This is a genomic window from Microbacterium meiriae (assembly GCF_040685015.1).
GTDB lineage: Bacteria > Actinomycetota > Actinomycetes > Actinomycetales > Microbacteriaceae > Microbacterium > Microbacterium meiriae.
On sequence record NZ_JBFBHD010000002.1, the window covers coordinates 1,564,962 to 1,582,016 of the forward strand.

16 protein-coding genes are annotated in these 17,055 nt (G+C 70.5%); 5 read left to right on the forward strand and 11 right to left on the reverse strand.

Translation table 11 applies throughout. The annotated features are described in order from the left end of the window. Nucleotides 1-2: 2 nt before the first annotated feature. From AB0N68_RS15975 to AB0N68_RS15985, 3 genes are all read right to left on the reverse strand, one after another. On the reverse strand, nucleotides 3-962 hold the full coding sequence (locus AB0N68_RS15975; RefSeq protein ID WP_280567144.1) for a permease prefix domain 1-containing protein: 960 nt from the start codon (nucleotides 960-962) through the stop codon (nucleotides 3-5). Between the two features lies 1 nt (nucleotide 963). Beyond that, nucleotides 964-1,296 (reverse strand): PadR family transcriptional regulator, encoded by a 333-nt coding sequence (locus AB0N68_RS15980; protein ID WP_187663339.1) that lies wholly within the window; start codon nucleotides 1,294-1,296, stop codon nucleotides 964-966. Between the two features lie 139 nt (nucleotides 1,297-1,435). Next, complete coding sequence (locus AB0N68_RS15985) at nucleotides 1,436-2,674, reverse strand: Fic family protein (protein ID WP_280567145.1); 1,239 nt, start codon at nucleotides 2,672-2,674, stop codon at nucleotides 1,436-1,438. Between the two features lie 274 nt (nucleotides 2,675-2,948). Here AB0N68_RS15985 and AB0N68_RS15990 point away from each other — a divergent pair, with 274 nt between their 5' ends. Then, entirely contained in the window at nucleotides 2,949-3,935 is a 987-nt protein-coding gene (locus tag AB0N68_RS15990; protein WP_280567146.1) for an o-succinylbenzoate synthase, read from the forward strand. Here AB0N68_RS15990 and AB0N68_RS15995 read toward each other — a convergent pair. Beyond that, on the reverse strand, nucleotides 3,932-4,558 hold the full coding sequence (locus tag AB0N68_RS15995) for a TetR/AcrR family transcriptional regulator (protein WP_259952956.1): 627 nt from the start codon (nucleotides 4,556-4,558) through the stop codon (nucleotides 3,932-3,934). The two genes, AB0N68_RS15990 and AB0N68_RS15995, sit on opposite strands and share 4 nt — an antisense overlap. A 129-nt stretch (nucleotides 4,559-4,687) precedes the next feature. Between AB0N68_RS15995 and AB0N68_RS16000 the strand changes: the two genes are divergently transcribed. From AB0N68_RS16000 to AB0N68_RS16010, 3 genes are all read left to right on the forward strand, one after another. After that, nucleotides 4,688-7,471 carry an MMPL family transporter gene (locus AB0N68_RS16000; protein WP_292797781.1) on the forward strand — a complete coding sequence of 928 codons (2,784 nt, stop codon included), beginning with the start codon at nucleotides 4,688-4,690 and terminating at the stop codon, nucleotides 7,469-7,471. After that, nucleotides 7,468-9,435, forward strand: a complete 1,968-nt coding sequence (locus tag AB0N68_RS16005; RefSeq protein ID WP_280567150.1) for a YhgE/Pip family protein — start codon at nucleotides 7,468-7,470, stop codon at nucleotides 9,433-9,435. The genes AB0N68_RS16000 and AB0N68_RS16005 overlap by 4 nt, the downstream gene beginning before the upstream one ends. A gap of 125 nt (nucleotides 9,436-9,560) precedes the next feature. Beyond that, nucleotides 9,561-10,151, forward strand: a complete 591-nt coding sequence (locus AB0N68_RS16010) for a 2'-5' RNA ligase family protein (protein ID WP_292797778.1) — start codon at nucleotides 9,561-9,563, stop codon at nucleotides 10,149-10,151. Nucleotides 10,152-10,257: 106 nt separating this feature from the next. On the opposite strand, the gene ccsB is transcribed toward AB0N68_RS16010, so the two are convergent. From ccsB to AB0N68_RS16035, 5 genes are read right to left on the reverse strand one after another with little or no spacing between them, the layout of a single operon-like run. Next, nucleotides 10,258-11,238: a c-type cytochrome biogenesis protein CcsB gene (gene ccsB, locus AB0N68_RS16015; protein ID WP_187663333.1), complete on the reverse strand. Its 981-nt coding sequence runs from the start codon at nucleotides 11,236-11,238 to the stop codon at nucleotides 10,258-10,260. Nucleotides 11,239-11,247: 9 nt separating this feature from the next. Then, complete coding sequence (gene resB / locus AB0N68_RS16020) at nucleotides 11,248-13,029, reverse strand: cytochrome c biogenesis protein ResB (RefSeq protein ID WP_187663332.1); 1,782 nt, start codon at nucleotides 13,027-13,029, stop codon at nucleotides 11,248-11,250. A 16-nt stretch (nucleotides 13,030-13,045) separates the two neighbouring features. Then, nucleotides 13,046-13,813, reverse strand: coding sequence for a cytochrome c biogenesis CcdA family protein (locus AB0N68_RS16025; RefSeq protein WP_280567156.1), 768 nt, complete (start codon nucleotides 13,811-13,813; stop codon nucleotides 13,046-13,048). 16 nt (nucleotides 13,814-13,829) lie between these two features. Further along, nucleotides 13,830-14,480, reverse strand: a complete 651-nt coding sequence (locus tag AB0N68_RS16030) for a TlpA family protein disulfide reductase (RefSeq protein WP_396654797.1) — start codon at nucleotides 14,478-14,480, stop codon at nucleotides 13,830-13,832. Nucleotides 14,481-14,535: 55 nt separating this feature from the next. Continuing rightward, nucleotides 14,536-14,940, reverse strand: a complete 405-nt coding sequence (locus tag AB0N68_RS16035) for a MerR family transcriptional regulator (RefSeq protein WP_280567159.1) — start codon at nucleotides 14,938-14,940, stop codon at nucleotides 14,536-14,538. 55 nt (nucleotides 14,941-14,995) lie between these two features. On the opposite strand from AB0N68_RS16035, the gene AB0N68_RS16040 reads away from it, so the two are divergent. Then, on the forward strand, nucleotides 14,996-15,889 hold the full coding sequence (locus AB0N68_RS16040; RefSeq protein ID WP_280567161.1) for an NAD(P)/FAD-dependent oxidoreductase: 894 nt from the start codon (nucleotides 14,996-14,998) through the stop codon (nucleotides 15,887-15,889). A gap of 67 nt (nucleotides 15,890-15,956) precedes the next feature. On the opposite strand, the gene AB0N68_RS16045 is transcribed toward AB0N68_RS16040, so the two are convergent. After that, nucleotides 15,957-16,598 carry a histidine phosphatase family protein gene (locus AB0N68_RS16045; protein WP_259952947.1) on the reverse strand — a complete coding sequence of 214 codons (642 nt, stop codon included), beginning with the start codon at nucleotides 16,596-16,598 and terminating at the stop codon, nucleotides 15,957-15,959. Nucleotide 16,599: 1 nt separating this feature from the next. Next, nucleotides 16,600-16,989, reverse strand: a complete 390-nt coding sequence (locus AB0N68_RS16050; protein ID WP_187663326.1) for a DUF5684 domain-containing protein — start codon at nucleotides 16,987-16,989, stop codon at nucleotides 16,600-16,602. Between the last annotated feature and the right edge of the window lie 66 nt (nucleotides 16,990-17,055).

Consider the following 17,055-nt stretch of genomic DNA (forward strand, 5'->3'; position numbering starts at 1 on the left):
CTTCAGCCTATTCCCCGGGCACGCGCCGTCTTCATCCACCCGTCGACGATGTCCCAGGCCGGGAAGGCCACGAGGCAGACACCCGTGATCACCGTGAGGACGCGCACCGTGTCGGCATCCACCCCGTTGTCCGTGAACACGAACTCCAGGAAGGCCGGGTTCAGCAGTTCGCCCTGCAGGAGCAGGGTGAGCGCCCACACCGCGAAGGCGACCGCGAGGACGGTGTTCACGACGGCGGCGGCGACGGTCCACCGGCGGCGCGCGTACACGGCGACGGCCAGTCCGGCCTCGGCGATCATGAGCGCGAGGAGGATGCCGATGCCCACCGGCCAGAGCGCGGGCGCCAGGATCGGGATCGGGTCGCCGCCGGTCGGGAAGAACCCGAGCGTGGCGTCCCACACGATCGCACCGATGCCGGCGAGGAGGAACACGAGCGAGGCGATCACGTCGGCGCGGGCGGCCCCGTGCTCCGTGGGCTCGGGGAGCTGATCGACGTCCCATCGCACCCCGGTGTCCGCACCGGTGCGCTCCAGCACGACGAAGACGAGCGTGACCCAGAAGCACAGGTGCACGATCACCGACAGCGTGACGGAGACGACCGCGCCGATGACCTCTCCGGGGCCGGCACCGTTGATCAGCTGTCCGATCGCGACCCCGACGGCCGCGAACGGCGGCACGATGAACAGGAGCAGCTTCAGCAGCCGCCACCAGGTGAGGTAGTACCGGGGGCCGATGAGGTGCAGCGGCCGGTCGGCGTATCCGGCGGCGAGGATGCCCGGGTCGCCGAGGTCGGTGAGGACGGCCCGTTCCGCTTCCTCCGGGCTCTCGCCCTGTTCCCGCCTCGCGTCGACGGCGTCGGCGATGGCGGCTTCGAGCTCGGCGCGGACCTCGTCCTGCGCCTCCGGTGCGAGGCTGCGGATCGTGGCGCTGATGTAACGCTCGGTGAGCGTGCTCGTGGTCATGTCAGTTCTCCTCGGGGGTGAGGGAGGCGATCGCGCCGGTGAGCGCGCGCCATTCGTCGGTGAGGGTGTCGGCCAGCCGGATGCCGGCCTCCGAGGTGCGGTAGAACTTGCGAGGACGGGCCTCGTCGGTGTTCCACTCGCTCGTCAGGTATTCCTGCTTCTCCAGACGACGGAGCAGCGGATAGAGCGTGTTCGCATCGGTGGCGAAGCCCCGGCTCTCGAGCTGCTCGAGCAGCGCGTACCCGTACTCCGGCGTCCGCAGCAGCTGCAGGCAGGCGAGCACCACGGTGCCGCGGCGCAGTTCCTGCAGATGCGTGTCGAGCGTCTCGTTCATGCCGATCACATTAGTGTGTGTCACACACCATTGTCAACGGCACACCCTCGTGCGACATGTCCTTCACCCACCCACTCCGCTGCAGAAGGTCATGGGCCCACCGGCCAAAGGGCGGTTCCGCGCCGAGCTGCCTCTCGATTCAGCGGATCGTCATGCGGCGGATCTCCGCGGCATAGGCGTCAAGCACGCCGAAGATGCCGCGATGCTGCCAGACGCGGTTGCGACTCTTTCCCGAGGTCTCGGTCAGGACTCCTCGCTCCGTCAGCGCGTCGAGCGCGCGCAGCGCCGCCATCTCCCCGAGACCGAGCTCCGCCATGAGGTACTTCGTGTTCACGGCGGGCTGGCCGACGAGGTAGGGGAGCACCTTCCACGCCGCGGCATCCGCACGGATGCCCTCCATCTTCTGACGTGACTCGTCGAGCTGCTCCACCAGGTCGTCGACGAGCCCGGTGCCCGTCTTCGCAGCGATGCGGCTGGCCATCGCGAACTCGCGGACGATCGGGCCGGCGTCCCCGTCGCGGAACGCTCCGAGGGCTGCGAAGTAGCGCTCGGTATCCACGAGAAGTCCCGCGGAGATCGGCACCGCGGTGGACCCGACGAGCTCCTTGTTGCGCAGGATCGACTGCGCCAGGGCGCGCCCGGTGCGACCGTTGCCGTCAACGAAGGGATGGATGGTCTCGAACTGGGCGTGCGCGACGGCCACCTGCACCAGAACCGACACATCTTGACGGTCGATGAAGGAAACCAGATCCGCGATCGCACCGGGGATGCGGTCATGATGTGGGGCGACGAACTTTGCGAAGCGGGGGCCGGCGTTCCCGGTCCCAATCCAGACCTGCTCCCGGCGGTAGCGGCCGGCTTCGTGCTCGAGACCGCGCTGATGCGTCAGCAGCGCGCGGTGCATGGCGAGGATGGAGTCCTCGTTGATGTCGTCGGCCATCCGGAGCGCGGCTTCCATGGCGCGGACGTTGCCTATGACCGTCAGCGCGTTCGCCTTGTCGCCCTCTTCGATCTCGGCCAGAGCGAGTTGCTTCGCCGAGGTCGTCAGCTGCTCGATCTGCGAGCTCGACGCCGACTCTGTGCGTAGCAGGATCGCCGTCATCGGGCCGAGGGCGGGGTTGTCCATGCCGAGCTTCTTCTGCGCGTGCTGATCGAACTCGACCAGTTGGCGCGTGGCATCCTCGACGTCGGCCGAGTCTTCACCGGAAAGTAGGGGATGCCACTGAGCGATCGGCGACGTGACGGTGGCGTCGTACGGACCCGTCTGGCGCGACACCTCGGCGCGGGAGAACATCGCAGGGGCGCGCGGCACCCACTCGAAGGTCTCCTGGGAGACGGCTTCGATCGTAATGGGTGCGGGTGCAGCTCCTGTTGCCATTCCCTCAGTTTACCAACATTTACCGCACTATCTGTTGGTTACCCGTCGTCGAACCATCGGAACAAGAGGACGTCGTGGCGAAGCGGGACCGGACCTGCAGGCACCCGGCGGGGGAGACCGCGTGCCCACCGCTTCGGCGCGGCGGGCGCCCCTGAGAATCCGAGCGTCGGCGCGGCCTTTCCCTGGGGTCACGCGGTGCTCTGCGTGCCGTTCAGCGTCGTGGAAGATACTCGCGTGCGACATCATCGCGGCGGAGGTGGCGCACAATGAAGTCATGATCCCCGCCGTCACGGAGCTCCTCGATTCCGCCCGCGTCGTCGCCCTGCCGATGCAGACCCGCTTCCGCGGCGTCGACACACGGGAGGCCCTGTTGTTCGAAGGGCCGGAGGGCTGGGCCGAGTTCTCCCCCTTCGTCGAATACGACGACGCCGAGGCGGCGACCTGGCTGGCCGCCGCGATCGACTACGCCTACGCCCCGCAACCCGCGCCGCTGCGGGATCGGGTGGGCGTCAACGCCACGGTGCCGGCCGTCGACGCCGCTCGCGTGCCCGAGGTCCTGGCGCGCTTCTCCGGATGCCGGACCGCGAAGGTCAAGGTCGCCGAGCCCGGGCAGGTGCTGGCGGACGACGTCGACCGGGTCCGCGCCGTCCGGGAGACTCTCGGGCCGGAGGGCCGCATCCGGATCGACGCCAACGGCCTGTGGAACGTCGATGAGGCCGAGCACGCCGTCCACGCGCTCGCCGCGTTCGACCTGGAGTACGTCGAGCAGCCGTGCGCCTCGGTGCCCGAGCTCGTCGAGCTGCGCCGGCGGATCGCCTACATGGGGATCCCGGTCGCGGCGGACGAGAGCATCCGGAAGTCCGGAGACCCCCTCGCCGTGGCGCGCGCGGGAGCCGCGGACATCGTCGTCATCAAAGCGCAGCCGCTGGGCGGGCTCACCCACGCGCTGCAGATCGTCACCGCGGCCGGCCTGCCCGCGGTCGTCTCCAGTGCCCTGGACACCGCTATCGGCCTGACGCAGGGAGCCGCCCTGGCCGCCGCCCTCCCGACCCTCGACTACGACTGCGGTCTGGGCACGGCCTCACTGTTCCAGGACGACGTCGCCGACCTCCGCCCCGTCGACGGGGCGATCCCGGTCGGACGCATGTCCCCCGACCCGGCAGCCCTCGCGCGCCTCGCCGCCGCGGACGAACGCCGGGAGTGGTGGCTGGCCCGCCTCGCCCGCTGCCACCACGAGCTGCTCGCGAACCGCAGCGCCTAGGACTCGACGAGGAGCTCCACGAGCCGCCCGAGCTCCTCGCCGCCGGAGTGTCGCAGCGCCGCGTCGTCGCGGCCGGCCATGGCACCGCGGACGGTCATGCCCTCCCAGAGGATCATCAGCATGCGCGCCGCGTCGGTCGCGGGCAGCCGGAGGCGCAGCGTGCCCGCCGCCTCCACGATGTCCTCCACGATGCGCGCGATGCTCGCCACCATCTCGCGCTCCTGGGCGAGGTAGGCCTCGCCGAACTGCGGGTCGCGCAGGGCCCGGATCCGGATCTCGCTCATCAGCATCACGCCCAGGCGGTCGTCGCTGCCGAGCTCCATGATCTGCTGGACGAGATCTGTCGGGTCGCAGTCGTCGGCGAGCTCCCCGTCCGCCCGCATCTGCTCCACGCGAGTCCGCACGGCCGCCACCCTCGCGTCGGCGACACCGGCAGCGAGGGTCAGGAACAGCTCGTCCTTCGAGTCGAAGTTCGAGTAGAACGCCCCGCGCGTGAAGCCGGCGCGCTCGCAGACCGCCTCGACCGAGGCGCCGTCCAGACCGACCTCGGCGAACACCTGCGCGGCGGCCTCCAGCAGACGCGCCTTCGTGTTCTCCCGGCTGCGGGTGGCGGGTGACGACATCGGAACCTCCTGGCCTTCCCTCTCGACGATTCACACCCGGTGCACAGACTCCGGATGGCGGATGACCTTACGATACATCTATGTATCGGATACACCTGTGTATCCACCCGGCACCCCACGGAGATTCGCGTGTCCACACTGCTCTCGTCCCTCGGACGCTGGTCCTTCCGCCACCCGTGGCGCGTCCTCGTCTCCTGGCTCCTCGCCCTCGGCATCGCCGGAGCCGGAGCCGTGGTCCTCGGCGCCGGCACCGACAACACGTTCTCCATCCCCGGAACCGAGTCCCAGGCCGGCCTCGAGCAGCTCTCCCGCTCCTTCCCCCAGGTGAGCGGCACGAACGCCCAGTTCATCGTCGTGGCCGCGGACGGCGACGAGATCACCGATGACGAGTACCGCGAGCCGATCGAGGACGCCGTGTCGGAGCTCGGCGACCTCGACGAGGTCCTCGCCGCCACTTCGCCGTACGACGAGATGGTCAACGGCATGATCAACGACGACGACACGGCGGCGATCGTGCGCCTGCAGTTCGACGGCGAGTCCACCGACGTCTCCGAGGAGACCAAGGACGCCCTGCGCTCCACCGTCGACGAGCTCGCGGCAGAGCTCCCCGACGGTGCGCGGGCCTCGCTCGGCGGCGACCTCTTCGCGATCTCGATCCCCGGCGTCACGCTCACCGAGGCCGTGGGCCTGCTCATCGCGCTCCTCGTGCTCATCGTCACGTTCCGGTCGTTCGTCGTCGCCGGACTCCCCCTGCTCACCGCCATCCTCGGTGTCGGCATCTCCATGGCCGGGATCTTCACGGCGACCGCCTTCGCGACCGTCTCCTCCACCACGCCGCTGCTCGCCCTGATGCTCGGACTCGCGGTCGGCATCGACTACGCGCTCTTCATCGTCGCTCGCCACCAGGACCAGGTCCGAGAGGGTGTGGAGCCCGAGGAATCGGCCGCGCGAGCGGTCGGCACGGCCGGCTCGGCGGTCGTCTTCGCGGGCGTCACCGTGCTCATCGCGCTGATCGGCCTCGGCTTCGCGGGCATCCCGTTCCTCACCACCATGGGCGTCGCGGCGTCCGTGGCCGTCGCGGTCGCCGTGGCGATCGCGGTGACCCTGACCCCCGCCCTGCTCGGATTCCTCAAGGGCCGCGTGGCCGGACGACCGAAGCGCGCGAAGGCCCCGAAGAAGGCGGCCGCGAAGGACGCCGCCACGAAGCCCCGCGGCAGCCGTCGGTGGGTGGAGGGCGTGACGAAGCACCCCGTCCTCGTCTCCCTCGCGGTCGTCCTCGGACTCGGCATCGTCGCCGTCCCCGCCCTCAGCCTCGACCTCGCCCTGCCGAACGCCGGCGTCCTGCCGAAGGACTCCGAGGCGCGACAGAACTACGACCTCGTCGGCGAGCAATTCGGTCCCGGCTTCAACGGCCCCCTCATCCTCACCGGCACCATCGTCACCTCCACCGACCCGCTCGGTCTCATGGAAGACCTCGGAGATGCGGTGGCCGAGGTTCCCGGCGTGAAGGAGGTCGCCCTCGCGACGCCGAACGAGACCGCCGACACCGGCATCGTGCAGATCATCCCGGAGACGGCTCCCGACGACCCCGCGACGGCCGACCTCGTGCGCGAGCTCCGCAGCCACCACGACGAGTGGCTGGACGAGTTCGGCATCGACCTCAAGGTCACCGGCTTCACCGCCGTCGGCATCGACATCTCCGATCAGCTCGGCGCGGCTCTGCTGCCGTTCGGGATCTTCGTGATCGGACTCTCGCTGATCCTCCTCACCATCGTGTTCCGTTCTCTCTGGGTGCCGATCACCGCCGCGGCCGGCTACCTGCTGTCGATCGTCGCTGCCTTCGGTGTCGTCGGGGCGGTCTTCGAGTGGGGCTGGTTCGCCGACGTCCTGCATGTGGCGAAGGTCGGACCGATCATCAGCTTCATGCCGATCATCCTCATGGGCGTGTTGTTCGGCCTGGCGATGGACTACCAGGTGTTCCTGGTGTCGCGGATGCGCGAGGACTTCGTGCACGATCCCGACCTGCGCCGGGGTGCGGGGTCGGTGGACCGCGCCACCCGGCGTGCGGCGGCCCTGCGCGCCGTGCGGAGCGGGTTCACCGGGTCGGCGAAGGTCGTCACCGCGGCCGGCCTCATCATGTTCGCGGTGTTCGTGGCCTTCGTACCCGAGGGCGACTCCTCCCTCAAACCCATCGCCCTCGGACTCGCCGCCGGCATCGCCTTCGACGCCTTCCTCGTGCGGATGACGCTGATCCCGGCGCTGATGGCGATCCTCGGCGAGCGCGCCTGGGAGATCCCGTCGTGGCTGGAGCGGATCCTCCCCCGCGTGGACATCGAGGGCGAGGCGGTGGAGCGCGAACGGCACCTCGAAGCCTGGCCGGGAGACGGGTCGCTCGTCGCTGCGGACGACCTGGAGCTCGGCGCCGGTATCTCCGCGGCGGAGGGCCTGTCCCTGCGGGTCGCGCCCGGCGCGGCCCTGATCGTCAGCGGCGCTGATGCCGGAACACTGCGTGCCCTCGCGCTCACCGTCGGCGCGCGGATCGCCCCAGCCGACGGACGCCTCCGCGTCGCCGGGCACCTGCTCCCCGGTCGTGCGGCGTGGGTCCGCTCGCACGTGGGTTGCGTGCTCGCCGACGACGGATCCGTCCTCGCCGACCTCCGCGAAGCCCTCCGCGGTCGTTCCGAGCTCGTCGTGATCGACGGCGCGGACCGGCTTCGCGGCGGCGAGCGCGACCAGGTGGCCGCGATGCTGCGCGACGCGAAGTCCCGCCGGAGTCTCGCCGTCTTCGCCACCGCCGCCGACCCCGACGCGGCCCGTTCCCTTCTCGCGGAGGCCGGATGGCCGTCCGCCGACGTTCTCGACACGCGCGCGCCCCGCCCGAGCGCCGCAGAAACGACCGAGGTGCCCGCATGACCCTCCCCCTCGAGCGTGCCCGCTCGCGCAAACCCATCACCTGGCTGACGATCCTCGGCGTCCTGCTGCTGCCGGCAGCGGTCGGCGGCATCCTCATGGCGGCGCTCTACAACCCGACCGAGCGTCTCGACTCCATGACCGCGGCCATCGTGAACCTCGACGAGCCCGTCGAGATCGACGGCCAGACCACTCCCCTGGGGCGCCAGCTCGCCTCCGGGCTCGTCGAGGGGTCGGACGACCTCGACTCGAACCTCACGTGGGTCATCTCCAATGAGGAGGACGCCGCCGACGGACTCGCCGACGGCTCGTACCAGGCCGTCATCACGATCCCCGAGGACTTCTCGGCCGCGGCGACCTCCGCGGGCCAGGCGGTCGCCGACGGCGGCGGGGACGCGGAGCAGGCGACGATCCAGGTGACGACGCCCGACGACGGCCTCGTGGCCGACGACCTCATCACCGGACAGATCGCCGACGTGGCGGCCTCGACGCTCGGCACCATGCTGTCCGAGGCGACGACCGAGAACATCCTCGTCGGCTTCACCACCATCGGCGACCAGATCGGCGATGCGGCGGACGGGGCCCTGGAGCTGGCGAAGGGCGCCCGCGACGCGGCCACCGGCGCCGCCGCCCTCCCGGAGGGAGCGACGCAGCTCGCCGCCGGTGCCGGAGAGCTGGGCACGGGGGCCTCCACCCTCGCGTCCGGCCTCGACACGATCGCGGGGCAGACCCGGCAGGCCGCGACCGGCGCCGGCACCATCGGTGCGGGACTCACCTCCGCGGCGACCGAGCTGCAGGGCCGGGTCGCCGGCGTCCAGAAGCTCACCGGTAGCATCCAGTCGGCGGGCGCGTCGGCGAAGTCGGCCGCGACGGACTCGGCCACGGTCGCACAGGGTCTCGGGACGATGGCGGCCACGGCGTGCGCCGCCGATCCGGAATCGCCGGAGTGCGGACAGCTCTCCGGCCTCGCCTCGAAGGCGGCGGCAGCGGCCACGTCGGCCGGAACCGCCTCCGGCATCCTCAACAACGAAGAGGTTGCCGCGGGTGTGGCCGCGCTTCCCGGAACCTTCTCCACCCTGGGCACTCAGCTCGGCGAGGCGGGCGCCGGGGCGACAGAGCTCGCCGGCGGGCTCAACCGCCTCGCGAGCGAGGGCGTGGATCAGTCCGCGGCGGGAGCGCGAGCCCTGTCGTCCGGCGCGACGCAGCTCGCCGACGGCGCGACCCAGCTCGCCGACGGCAGCACGGAACTCGCCACCGGCCTCGACACCCTCGCGACCGGCACCGGCGACCTCGCGGGCGGACTGCGCACCGCGGCGGACTCCCTCCCGTCCTTCAGCGACGAGGAGTCCACATCGCTGGCGTCGGTGATCGCCGATCCCGTGGCGACCGACTCCTCGATGAGCTCGCTCTTCGGTCCCACCGCGATCCCGCTGCTCACCGCGGTGGTGCTGTGGTTCGGCGGTCTCGCGTCGTTCCTGGTCCTCCGCGCCCACACGGCGCGCACGCTCACGTCGCGACGCTCGTCCGCCTCCCTCACCCTCCGCGCGTTCTGGCCGGCCGCGGCGATCGGCGCCGCGCAGGGTCTGCTCGTCTCCCTCATCGTGCAGACCGTGGCGGACTATGACGTTGCGGCATGGTGGGCGTTCGCGGGCACCGCCGTCCTCGCCGGAGTGGTGTTCGCCGCCGTGAACCAGGCCCTCGTGGCGGTGTTCGGCGGCGTCGGACGCTGGATCGCCGCACTGATCGGCGTCATCGCCGTGGCGACGGGACTGATCTCGACCGTGCCCGACTGGCTCGCGAGCATCGGGGCCGCCCTCCCGACCGCACCGGCCTTCGCGGGTCTCATGGAGGCGAGCGGGGCCGCCGTCGCCGCCCTCGTCGTCTGGGGCGTGCTCTCGCTCGTCGCCACGACGGTGGTCGTCGCGGTCCGCCGCACGACCACCGCCCAGGCCGTCGTCACCGCCTGACCCCCCGGGCCCAACTTCGGAGATCACGGACGACACGCCGCCGGACACCCCCTGCCGACGGCGTGTCGCGTCCGTTCTCCGAAACAGTGCACGGACGCGACGACGACACCCCGTACCCTCGTGCCATGCGCCGACCGTTCATGGACACTCCCGACCAGCTCGCGAGCCTCGAAGGACAGCAGTATCTCGTGCTCCGGCCGACCGGAGCCGTCGCCGCGGAATACCGGGCCATCCAGGAAGGCGCGCTCGATCGCCTAGGGACGCCCCTGCGGCATCCGCACACGGAGCACGTGACGCTTCGCGGCTTCTTCGAGCCGGAGCGCCGGGATGAGCTGCGGGCCCTGATCCGCGCCTGGGCCGCGGGACAGAGTCCTCTCGAACTCACCGCCGACGCCGTGGACGTCTTCCCCGCGCCGTGGCAGATCGTGATCCTGCGCCTCGCCCGCACCCCCGCGCTCGTGCACGCATACGCCTCGCTGACGGAGGTGCTCCGGCCGACGGACTTCCGTCGCCTCGACGAGCTCTCCGTCGAGGACTGGACCTTCCACCTCTCGGTGCTCTACGGCAAGACGCTGGACCCTGAGACATGGCAGCAGCTCGCCGCCACCGAGGTCCGTCCTCTCACCCCCGCGCCGACGGAGGTCGTCACCGAGGCCGAGTTCGTCTGGTACGAGGGCGGCGTCGAGCACGCCGAGGTCATCCCCCTCGGCGGCTGAGCCCTGCTCCGGCGGGCACGACTTCGGAGATGCTGGACGACACACCGCGACCGAGGTCCGCCCGTCGGCGTGCCCCTCGCGATCTCCGAAGCTGTGCTCGGCCGGATCAGCTCAGGCCGGAGTAGGCGTGCAGACCCTTGAAGAAGACGTTGACGATGGTGAAGTTGAAGATCACGGCGGTGAAGCCGACGATCGACAGCCAGGCCGAAGGGTTGCCGCGCCAGCCGCGGGTCGCCCTGGCGTGGATGTACCCGGCGTAGAGCACCCAGATCACGAAGGTCCAGGTCTCCTTCACGTCGAAGCCCCAGAAGCGGCTCCACGCGTAGTACGCCCAGATGGACCCGGCGATGAGGGTGAAGGTCCAGAGGATGAAGCCGATGATCGTGAACAGGTACGCCAGGCTCTCCAGGCGCTCCGCCGGCGGGAACGTGCGCAGGAAGCCGGGGCCGGTCTTGGCCGCCCCCTCACCGAGCAGCCGCTCGCGCCGGGCCTGCATGAGCTGGATCACCGAGAGCGCGAAGGCGAGGGCGAAGAACGCGGTCGCGAGCGAGGCGACGAACACGTGGATGATCAGCCACACGCTCTTCAGCGGGTCCATCAGCGGGGAGACCTCGACGTAGAAGTTCGTTGCGCCGAGGCCCAGGAGGACCACGACGAGGCCCGTGATGAAGGTGCCGAGGAAGCGCAGGTCGAGGCGTGTGAGCACCGCCAGGTAGACCGCGATGATGAGCAGCGTTCCGACCATGCCGAACTCGTACAGGTTCGCCCACGGCACCCGACCGGCCGCGATGCCGCGCGTCACAGCGGCGGCGAGGTGGAACACGAAGCCCAGCACCGTGAGCGAGGTGCCGATTCGCGCCATGACGAAGCGCTGCGGCTTCGGAGCTCCGGGCGCATCGACGGGTGCGGAAGCGGAGACGCTCCCGGAACGACCGGCGGCCACGAGCTCGCCCTCGCGGACGGTGTGGGCGTCGGCCGTCGCCTGCGAGCGGCGCGCGAGATCGAAGGCGTAGGCCACGAAGGCCGCCGCGTAGATCGCGATCGCCGTCCACAGCAGGACGGGCGAGATCACGGTGAGCTCGAGCATGGTGTCAGTCTACTTTCCGGGTGCCGGGGCCGCAGGGTCCGCGGCGGCGTCCGCGGCATCCTCGTCGGCGTCTTCAGGGGTACGGGCGGCCGTGCTGCCCGCGGCGTCGAGCAGCCGGGCGTGCCCGGCACGGAGGTCGTCCACGGCGCGGGCGAGCGTGGGGTCTTCCCCTCGGGCCAGGGCCGCGTACTCGAGGTCGACCGCGCCGTCCGCCGCGGTGGCCTTCACCCACACGCGCCGACGCGGCACGAACAGGGCGAGCATGAGGCCGCCGAGGGCGAGCAGCGCGAACCCGAGCACGAACACCCCGGACTCGTCGCGATGGATCTGCAGGGAGGCGAAGCGCTTGACGGACTCCGAGGTGTCGGTGGCGCCCTCCGGCGACTCGTCGTCGAAGGTCACCGAGCCGAGGCCGTTCGGCAGCTGCGCGGTCTCACCCGGGGACAGCTCGATCGACTCGACGTCGGTGCTGCGTCCGGTGAGCTTGGTCATGTCGGAGGTGTCGAGCACGTAGACCGAGCGCGGCACGCCGTCGTTGATCCCGAGGTCACCCGTGTACACGTCGAGCGTGAGCGTCGGGTTCGTGAGGTCGGGGTACGCCGAGAAGAAGGCGCCCGTGTCGAGCACGCCCGTGGTCGGGTAGAAGAAGCCGACGAGGCCCACCTGCTCGGCCAGGCCGTCCGGGACCTTGAGCACGCCGAGCGAGGTCATGTTGTTGTCCTGCGGGAGGAAGGGCGTGCTGTTGTGGAACACCACGTTGCCCTCGGGGTCGCGCACCGTCACCGTCGGGGCGTACCCGTTGCCGAGCAGGAACACGTCGTCGTCGGCCACGCCCAGGGGCTCGTTGACCTTGACGGCGCCCTCGCGCTCCTCGCCGTTCTCCTGGATGGTCATGTTCGCGGAGAAGTTCCCGGCCTGGCCGGAGCCGGGCTCGCCGAACGGCTGATACGTGACGTCGAAGGAGTCGAGCCGCATCGAGTACGGCGCGAAGGAGTCGTCGGCCACGAAGCGCCCACGGTTCATGGAGTCGTAGTCGAGCAGCGTGTTGGCGAAGGTCTCCCCCTCGACGAGCACGCGCTGCCCCGTGTAGGCGAAGCCGCCGCCGACGCCGATCGTCACGAGCACGCCAACGAGGGCGAGGTGGAAGAGCAGATTACCCGTCTCCCGCCAGTAGCCGCGCTCGGCCGACACCGAGTACGTGCGCCCCCGGTCATAGCGCTCCACGCGGTAGCCGAGCGCCTTGAGCTGCTTCGTGGCGACGTCGATCGAGGCGGCGGCCTCCGCGGCGGCGTCTCCGGTGCGGGTGCCGGAGTCGGCGACCGTGTCGCGGGTGACGGCGCGGTAGTCCTCCAGGCGTCGCAGTCGCGCGGGCGTGCGCGGCGGGCGGGCCTGCAGCGCCTTGGCGTGGTGCTTGATGCGCGGGATGACGCAGCCGACGAGCGAGGTGAACAGCAGCAGGTAGATCGCCGAGAACCAGGGCGACAGGTACACGTCGAAGAGCTTGAGCCCGTCGAGCACCGGGAACAGATCGGGGTTGTCGCGCTCCCACTGCGTCACGCCGTTCGGGTCGGCCATCCGCTGCGGGAAGATCGACCCGGGGATGGCCGCGATCGCCAGCACGAGCAGCAGGACGAGCGCCGTGCGCATGGAGGTGAGCTGACGCCACCCCCACCGCAGCCAGCCGACGAATCCGAGGCGCGGCTGGGTGATCGTGTCGTCGCCGTCGACGTGATCGGACGGGCGGAGCGGATCGCTGGAGTCGTTGGTCACGGCACTCTTGTTCTTCGTCATGGTCGTCTCGGAGCGGTCAGAGCGGGAGGATGACACTGCCGATCACCGCCGTCAGCCGCGACATGATGTCGGTCCACAGGCCGGTGACCATCAGGACGCCGAGGAGGATCAGCAGCACGCCGCCGAGGATGTTCACGACCCGGATGTGGCGGCGCAGGAACCCGATGGCCTTCGTGGCCCAGCCGAAGCCGAGGGCGACGAGCAGGAACGGGATGCCGAGTCCCAGCGAGTAGGCGAGGCCGAGGAACCCCGCACGCACGGGATCTCCGGCATTGAAGGAGAGCGCGAGGATGGCGGCGAGCGTCGGGCCCATGCAGGGCGCCCAGCCGATGCCGAGCGCGACGCCGAGGAGCGGAGCACCGACCATCCCGGCCTTCGAGTCGACGTGGAAGCGGAGCTCCTTCTGCGCGAACCCGAAGAGCCCGAGGAAGACGAGGCCCATCGCGATGATGACGACGCCGAGGATGCGGGTGATGAGGTCGCCCCACTGGAGCAGGAACACGCCAGCAGTGCCGCCGAGCACCGTGTAGAGGATGAAGACCACGGTGAAGCCGAGGATGAACAGCAGCACGCCGAGGACGAGGCGGCTTCGGGTGGCCGTCTGGGTGGTGCCGCCGCCGGACGTCGACGATCCCCGCGGTGCCACGGCTCCGCCGAGGAAGCCGAGGTAGCCGGGCACGAGCGGGAGCACGCACGGCGAGAGGAACGAGACGAGTCCGGCGAGCATGGCCACCGGGATCGCGATCCAGAGGGCGCCGGAGCCGATGATCGCTTCGGGGCTCATGACGACCTCGCGGACATCAGGAGTCCTCCGCGAGCGCGTCCTTGACGAGCGTGGAGAGGACGGAGGTGCCGTCGATCGGACCGATGATCTTCGCGGCGACGCGCCCCTGCTTGTCGAGCACGAGCGTGGTGGGGGTCGCCGAGATCGGCACGACCTTCGCGAAGGCGAGCTTGGCTTCGGCGGTGTCGACGTCGATGAGGCTCGGGTACGTGATCCCGAACTCGTCGGCGAACGCGGCCGCGGTGTCGGCCTGATCCCGCGTGTTGATGCCGATGAACTGGACGTCCGCGTCGCTGTGCTCCTGCCAGACGGCCTCCAGGTCGGGGGCCTCGACGCGGCACGGGGCGCAGCCGGCGTACCAGAAGTTGACGACCGCGACCTGTCCTGCGATGTCGGCACTGTCGAAGTCCTCGCCGTGCTCCGTGACTCCGGCGAACTCGACCGGCTCGCCACGCTCGGCGACGGGGATCTCGACGATCGCGCCGTCGGCGGCGACGTACCCGGTGTTCTCGCCGCTCAGGAACGACTCGCTCACGGCGTCGGGGGCGCAGGCGCTCAAACCGACGGCGAGCACCGCAGCGAGCGCGGCTCCGCCCAGGCGGCCGAGGGGCCGAAGACGGGAGGGGCGGCCGTTGCGGATCGGGTGAATCCTGGGAGCGCGGGACACGTCTCCGAGTTTACGCAGAGCTTCCTATGCATCGGCCGGGTACCCCCGGGGGGAGTCAGAAGCGCGCGAGCACGTCGTCCACCCCGGCGCGGAACCGCGGACAGGTCGCGATGTCGTGCGCACGGCACCCCATGGCGTGCTCCGTCATTTCCCGGGATCGCCGCATCTCCTCCATCCGCCTGTCGAGGTCGTCGAGATGCTGCTGCAGCACCTGATGCCGGCCCGCGCTGCCGTCGTCGAGGAGCACGGCGATCTGGTCGAGGCTCATGCCGGCGGCCTTGCTGCGCTGGATGACGGCGATGCGCACGACCTCGTCCTCGCCGTAGCGACGCCGGCCCGCCGCGTCCCGGGGTGGCCGCAGCAGGCCGACCGTCTCCCAGTGCCGCAGGACGTTCGTCGGCAGTTCGAACCGCGCCGCCACCTCGCCGACGGACCAGGGATGCGCGTCGCTTGACTTCATGTTGACATGAAGTCACAGACTGGTGCCGAACGCAAGACGCGAGAAGGGAACCCCCATGTACGACGCGATCGTGATCGGTGCCGGCCCCGCCGGACTCCAGGCGGCGCTCACCCTCGGACGGATGCATCGGCCGGTGCTCCTGCTGGACTCCGGCGAGTACCGCAATGGCACCGTGCAGCATATGCACAACATGATCGGTGCCGATGGGAAGGCCCCGGCGGACCTCCGCGCCCAGGCCCGGGCCGAGCTCGCGGCCTATGCGGACGTCGAGGTGCGGGACGTCGCGGCGCAGCGGATCTCCGGCGACGCGGAGACGGGGTTCTCGGTGAGCCTCGCCGACGGGTCGGTGACCGACGCACGACGGGTGATCCTGGCGACCGGCGTCGCGGACGATCTCCCGCCGGTGCGGGGTCTCGCCGAGCTGTGGGGCGTCCGGGTCTTCAGCTGCCCGTTCTGCGACGGACACGAGCACGCCGGGAAGCCGATCGCGATCCTCGGCGCGGCACCCCGGGCGGCCCATCTGATCGGGTTGCTCGGCCGGATCGTCGGCGAGATCACGGTGGTCCCGGTGGGAGAGCCGTTCGCCGCGGAGGACCGTACCGCGCTGGAGGAGCTCGGGGTACGGGTGGCCTCCGCTCCGGTCGAGGCTGTCGCCGCGCACGGAGACGGGGTGCGGGTGCGCAGCGCCGAGGGCGACCTCGACGTCGCGGGCGTGTTCGTGGCCTCCGGCACGATGCGACACCGGGCGCCCTTCGCCGCCGACCTCGGGCTGCGGATGCTGGAGTCGGGGTCCATCGAGATCGATGAGTTCGGGAGGACGTCGCGTCCTGGGGTCCTCGCGGCGGGCGACCTCGCCCATCGCGCGACCCTCCCCGGCCCGATGGCCTCGGTCCTGCTCGCCGCCGCCGCGGGACAGCTCGCCGCGGTGGGGGTGATCCAGTCCCTCTGACGTCGAACCGCCCGATCGGTCCCATCTCCGGGCCGGATGGGGCCAGTCAGGCGATTCGAACAGGGGGTCAGACGGCCCCGACGTCGACAGCACCGCCGGTCGCGGCGGGCTCGGCGTAGGAGACCTCGCGCCAGACGTCGCCCACGCGTTCGAACGAGGTCACACTCGACAGGGCGCAGCGGCGGGTCCGCGGGTCATGCTGCAGCGGGAGGCCGGCCACGCGGAGGTGCGTGATCCAGATCGGCGCCTGATGCGACACCATCACGATGTCCCCCGCGGTCGGGATCTCGGCCGCGGCCGTCCATGCCTCGTCCATCACGCCGAGCATGCGCTCCGCGATCGAGGCGTACGGCTCCCCCCAGCTCGGCAGCGACGGCTGGCGCAGGTGCCACCAGTTCACCGGATTCATCAGCGACCGCCGCATCCGGGTGCCCTCGAACACGTTCGTCGGCTCGATCAGGCGGATGTCCGTCTCGGGTTCGAGGTCGAACACCTCCGCGAAGGGGGCGGCCGACTCCTGCGCGCGCTCCAGAGGCGACGCGAACAGCGCGGTCACCGGATCGCCGAGCCCGGCCACATGTTCCGCCGCCGCCTGCGCCATCTCCTCCCCCGCGGTGCTGAGGTGGTAGTCGGGCAACCGTCCGTAGAGCACGCGGGACGGGTTGTGCACCTCACCGTGGCGAACGAGGTGCAGAAGTGATGCCGCCACGTCAGACCTCGCGGTAGCGGGACTCGCCGAAGCCGAGGACCAGATAGCCGATGTAGGGGAAGAGGAACAACAGGAAGAAGGAGAACACCCCGCCCTTGCCGAAGCGCGCGCCGAGCTTGAATGCGACGATGACCCCGAGGATGAAGTTCGCGATCGGCACGAGGTAGAGCAGGGCGAACCAGCCCGACATCCCGGCGATCTTCACGAGGAACACGACATTCACGATCGGGATGATCGCGAGGATTCCGGGGTACCCCGCCTTCGTGAAGACCTTCCACAGCCCGACCACGACGAGGATGTAGAAGATGAGGGCGATGAGCCCTGTCGTGCCGGAGAAGATCGCGCCGAACAGGTCGGGAAGGCCGTTGCCGTCCGAGATGGAGAGGTTCATGGGGTGCGCCTTTCGTCGTGGCGATCCTACTGAGGTGCCGCTGCTCCGCGCAGGCGACCCGGCCGG

Excerpts from the sequence above, each read along its gene's own strand:
- AB0N68_RS15975 (WP_280567144.1), bottom strand. The coding sequence starts at position 962 with ATGACCACGAGCACGCTCACCGAGCGTTACATCAGCGCCACGATCCGC.
- AB0N68_RS15980 (WP_187663339.1), bottom strand. The coding sequence starts at position 1,296 with ATGAACGAGACGCTCGACACGCATCTGCAGGAACTGCGCCGCGGCACC.
- AB0N68_RS15985 (WP_280567145.1), bottom strand. The coding sequence starts at position 2,674 with ATGGCAACAGGAGCTGCACCCGCACCCATTACGATCGAAGCCGTCTCC.
- AB0N68_RS15990 (WP_280567146.1), top strand. The coding sequence starts at position 2,949 with ATGATCCCCGCCGTCACGGAGCTCCTCGATTCCGCCCGCGTCGTCGCC.
- AB0N68_RS15995 (WP_259952956.1), bottom strand. The coding sequence starts at position 4,558 with ATGTCGTCACCCGCCACCCGCAGCCGGGAGAACACGAAGGCGCGTCTG.
- AB0N68_RS16005 (WP_280567150.1), top strand. The coding sequence starts at position 7,468 with ATGACCCTCCCCCTCGAGCGTGCCCGCTCGCGCAAACCCATCACCTGG.
- AB0N68_RS16010 (WP_292797778.1), top strand. The coding sequence starts at position 9,561 with ATGCGCCGACCGTTCATGGACACTCCCGACCAGCTCGCGAGCCTCGAA.
- ccsB (WP_187663333.1), bottom strand. The coding sequence starts at position 11,238 with ATGCTCGAGCTCACCGTGATCTCGCCCGTCCTGCTGTGGACGGCGATC.
- resB (WP_187663332.1), bottom strand. The coding sequence starts at position 13,029 with ATGACGAAGAACAAGAGTGCCGTGACCAACGACTCCAGCGATCCGCTC.
- AB0N68_RS16025 (WP_280567156.1), bottom strand. The coding sequence starts at position 13,813 with ATGAGCCCCGAAGCGATCATCGGCTCCGGCGCCCTCTGGATCGCGATC.
- AB0N68_RS16035 (WP_280567159.1), bottom strand. The coding sequence starts at position 14,940 with ATGAAGTCAAGCGACGCGCATCCCTGGTCCGTCGGCGAGGTGGCGGCG.
- AB0N68_RS16040 (WP_280567161.1), top strand. The coding sequence starts at position 14,996 with ATGTACGACGCGATCGTGATCGGTGCCGGCCCCGCCGGACTCCAGGCG.
- AB0N68_RS16050 (WP_187663326.1), bottom strand. The coding sequence starts at position 16,989 with ATGAACCTCTCCATCTCGGACGGCAACGGCCTTCCCGACCTGTTCGGC.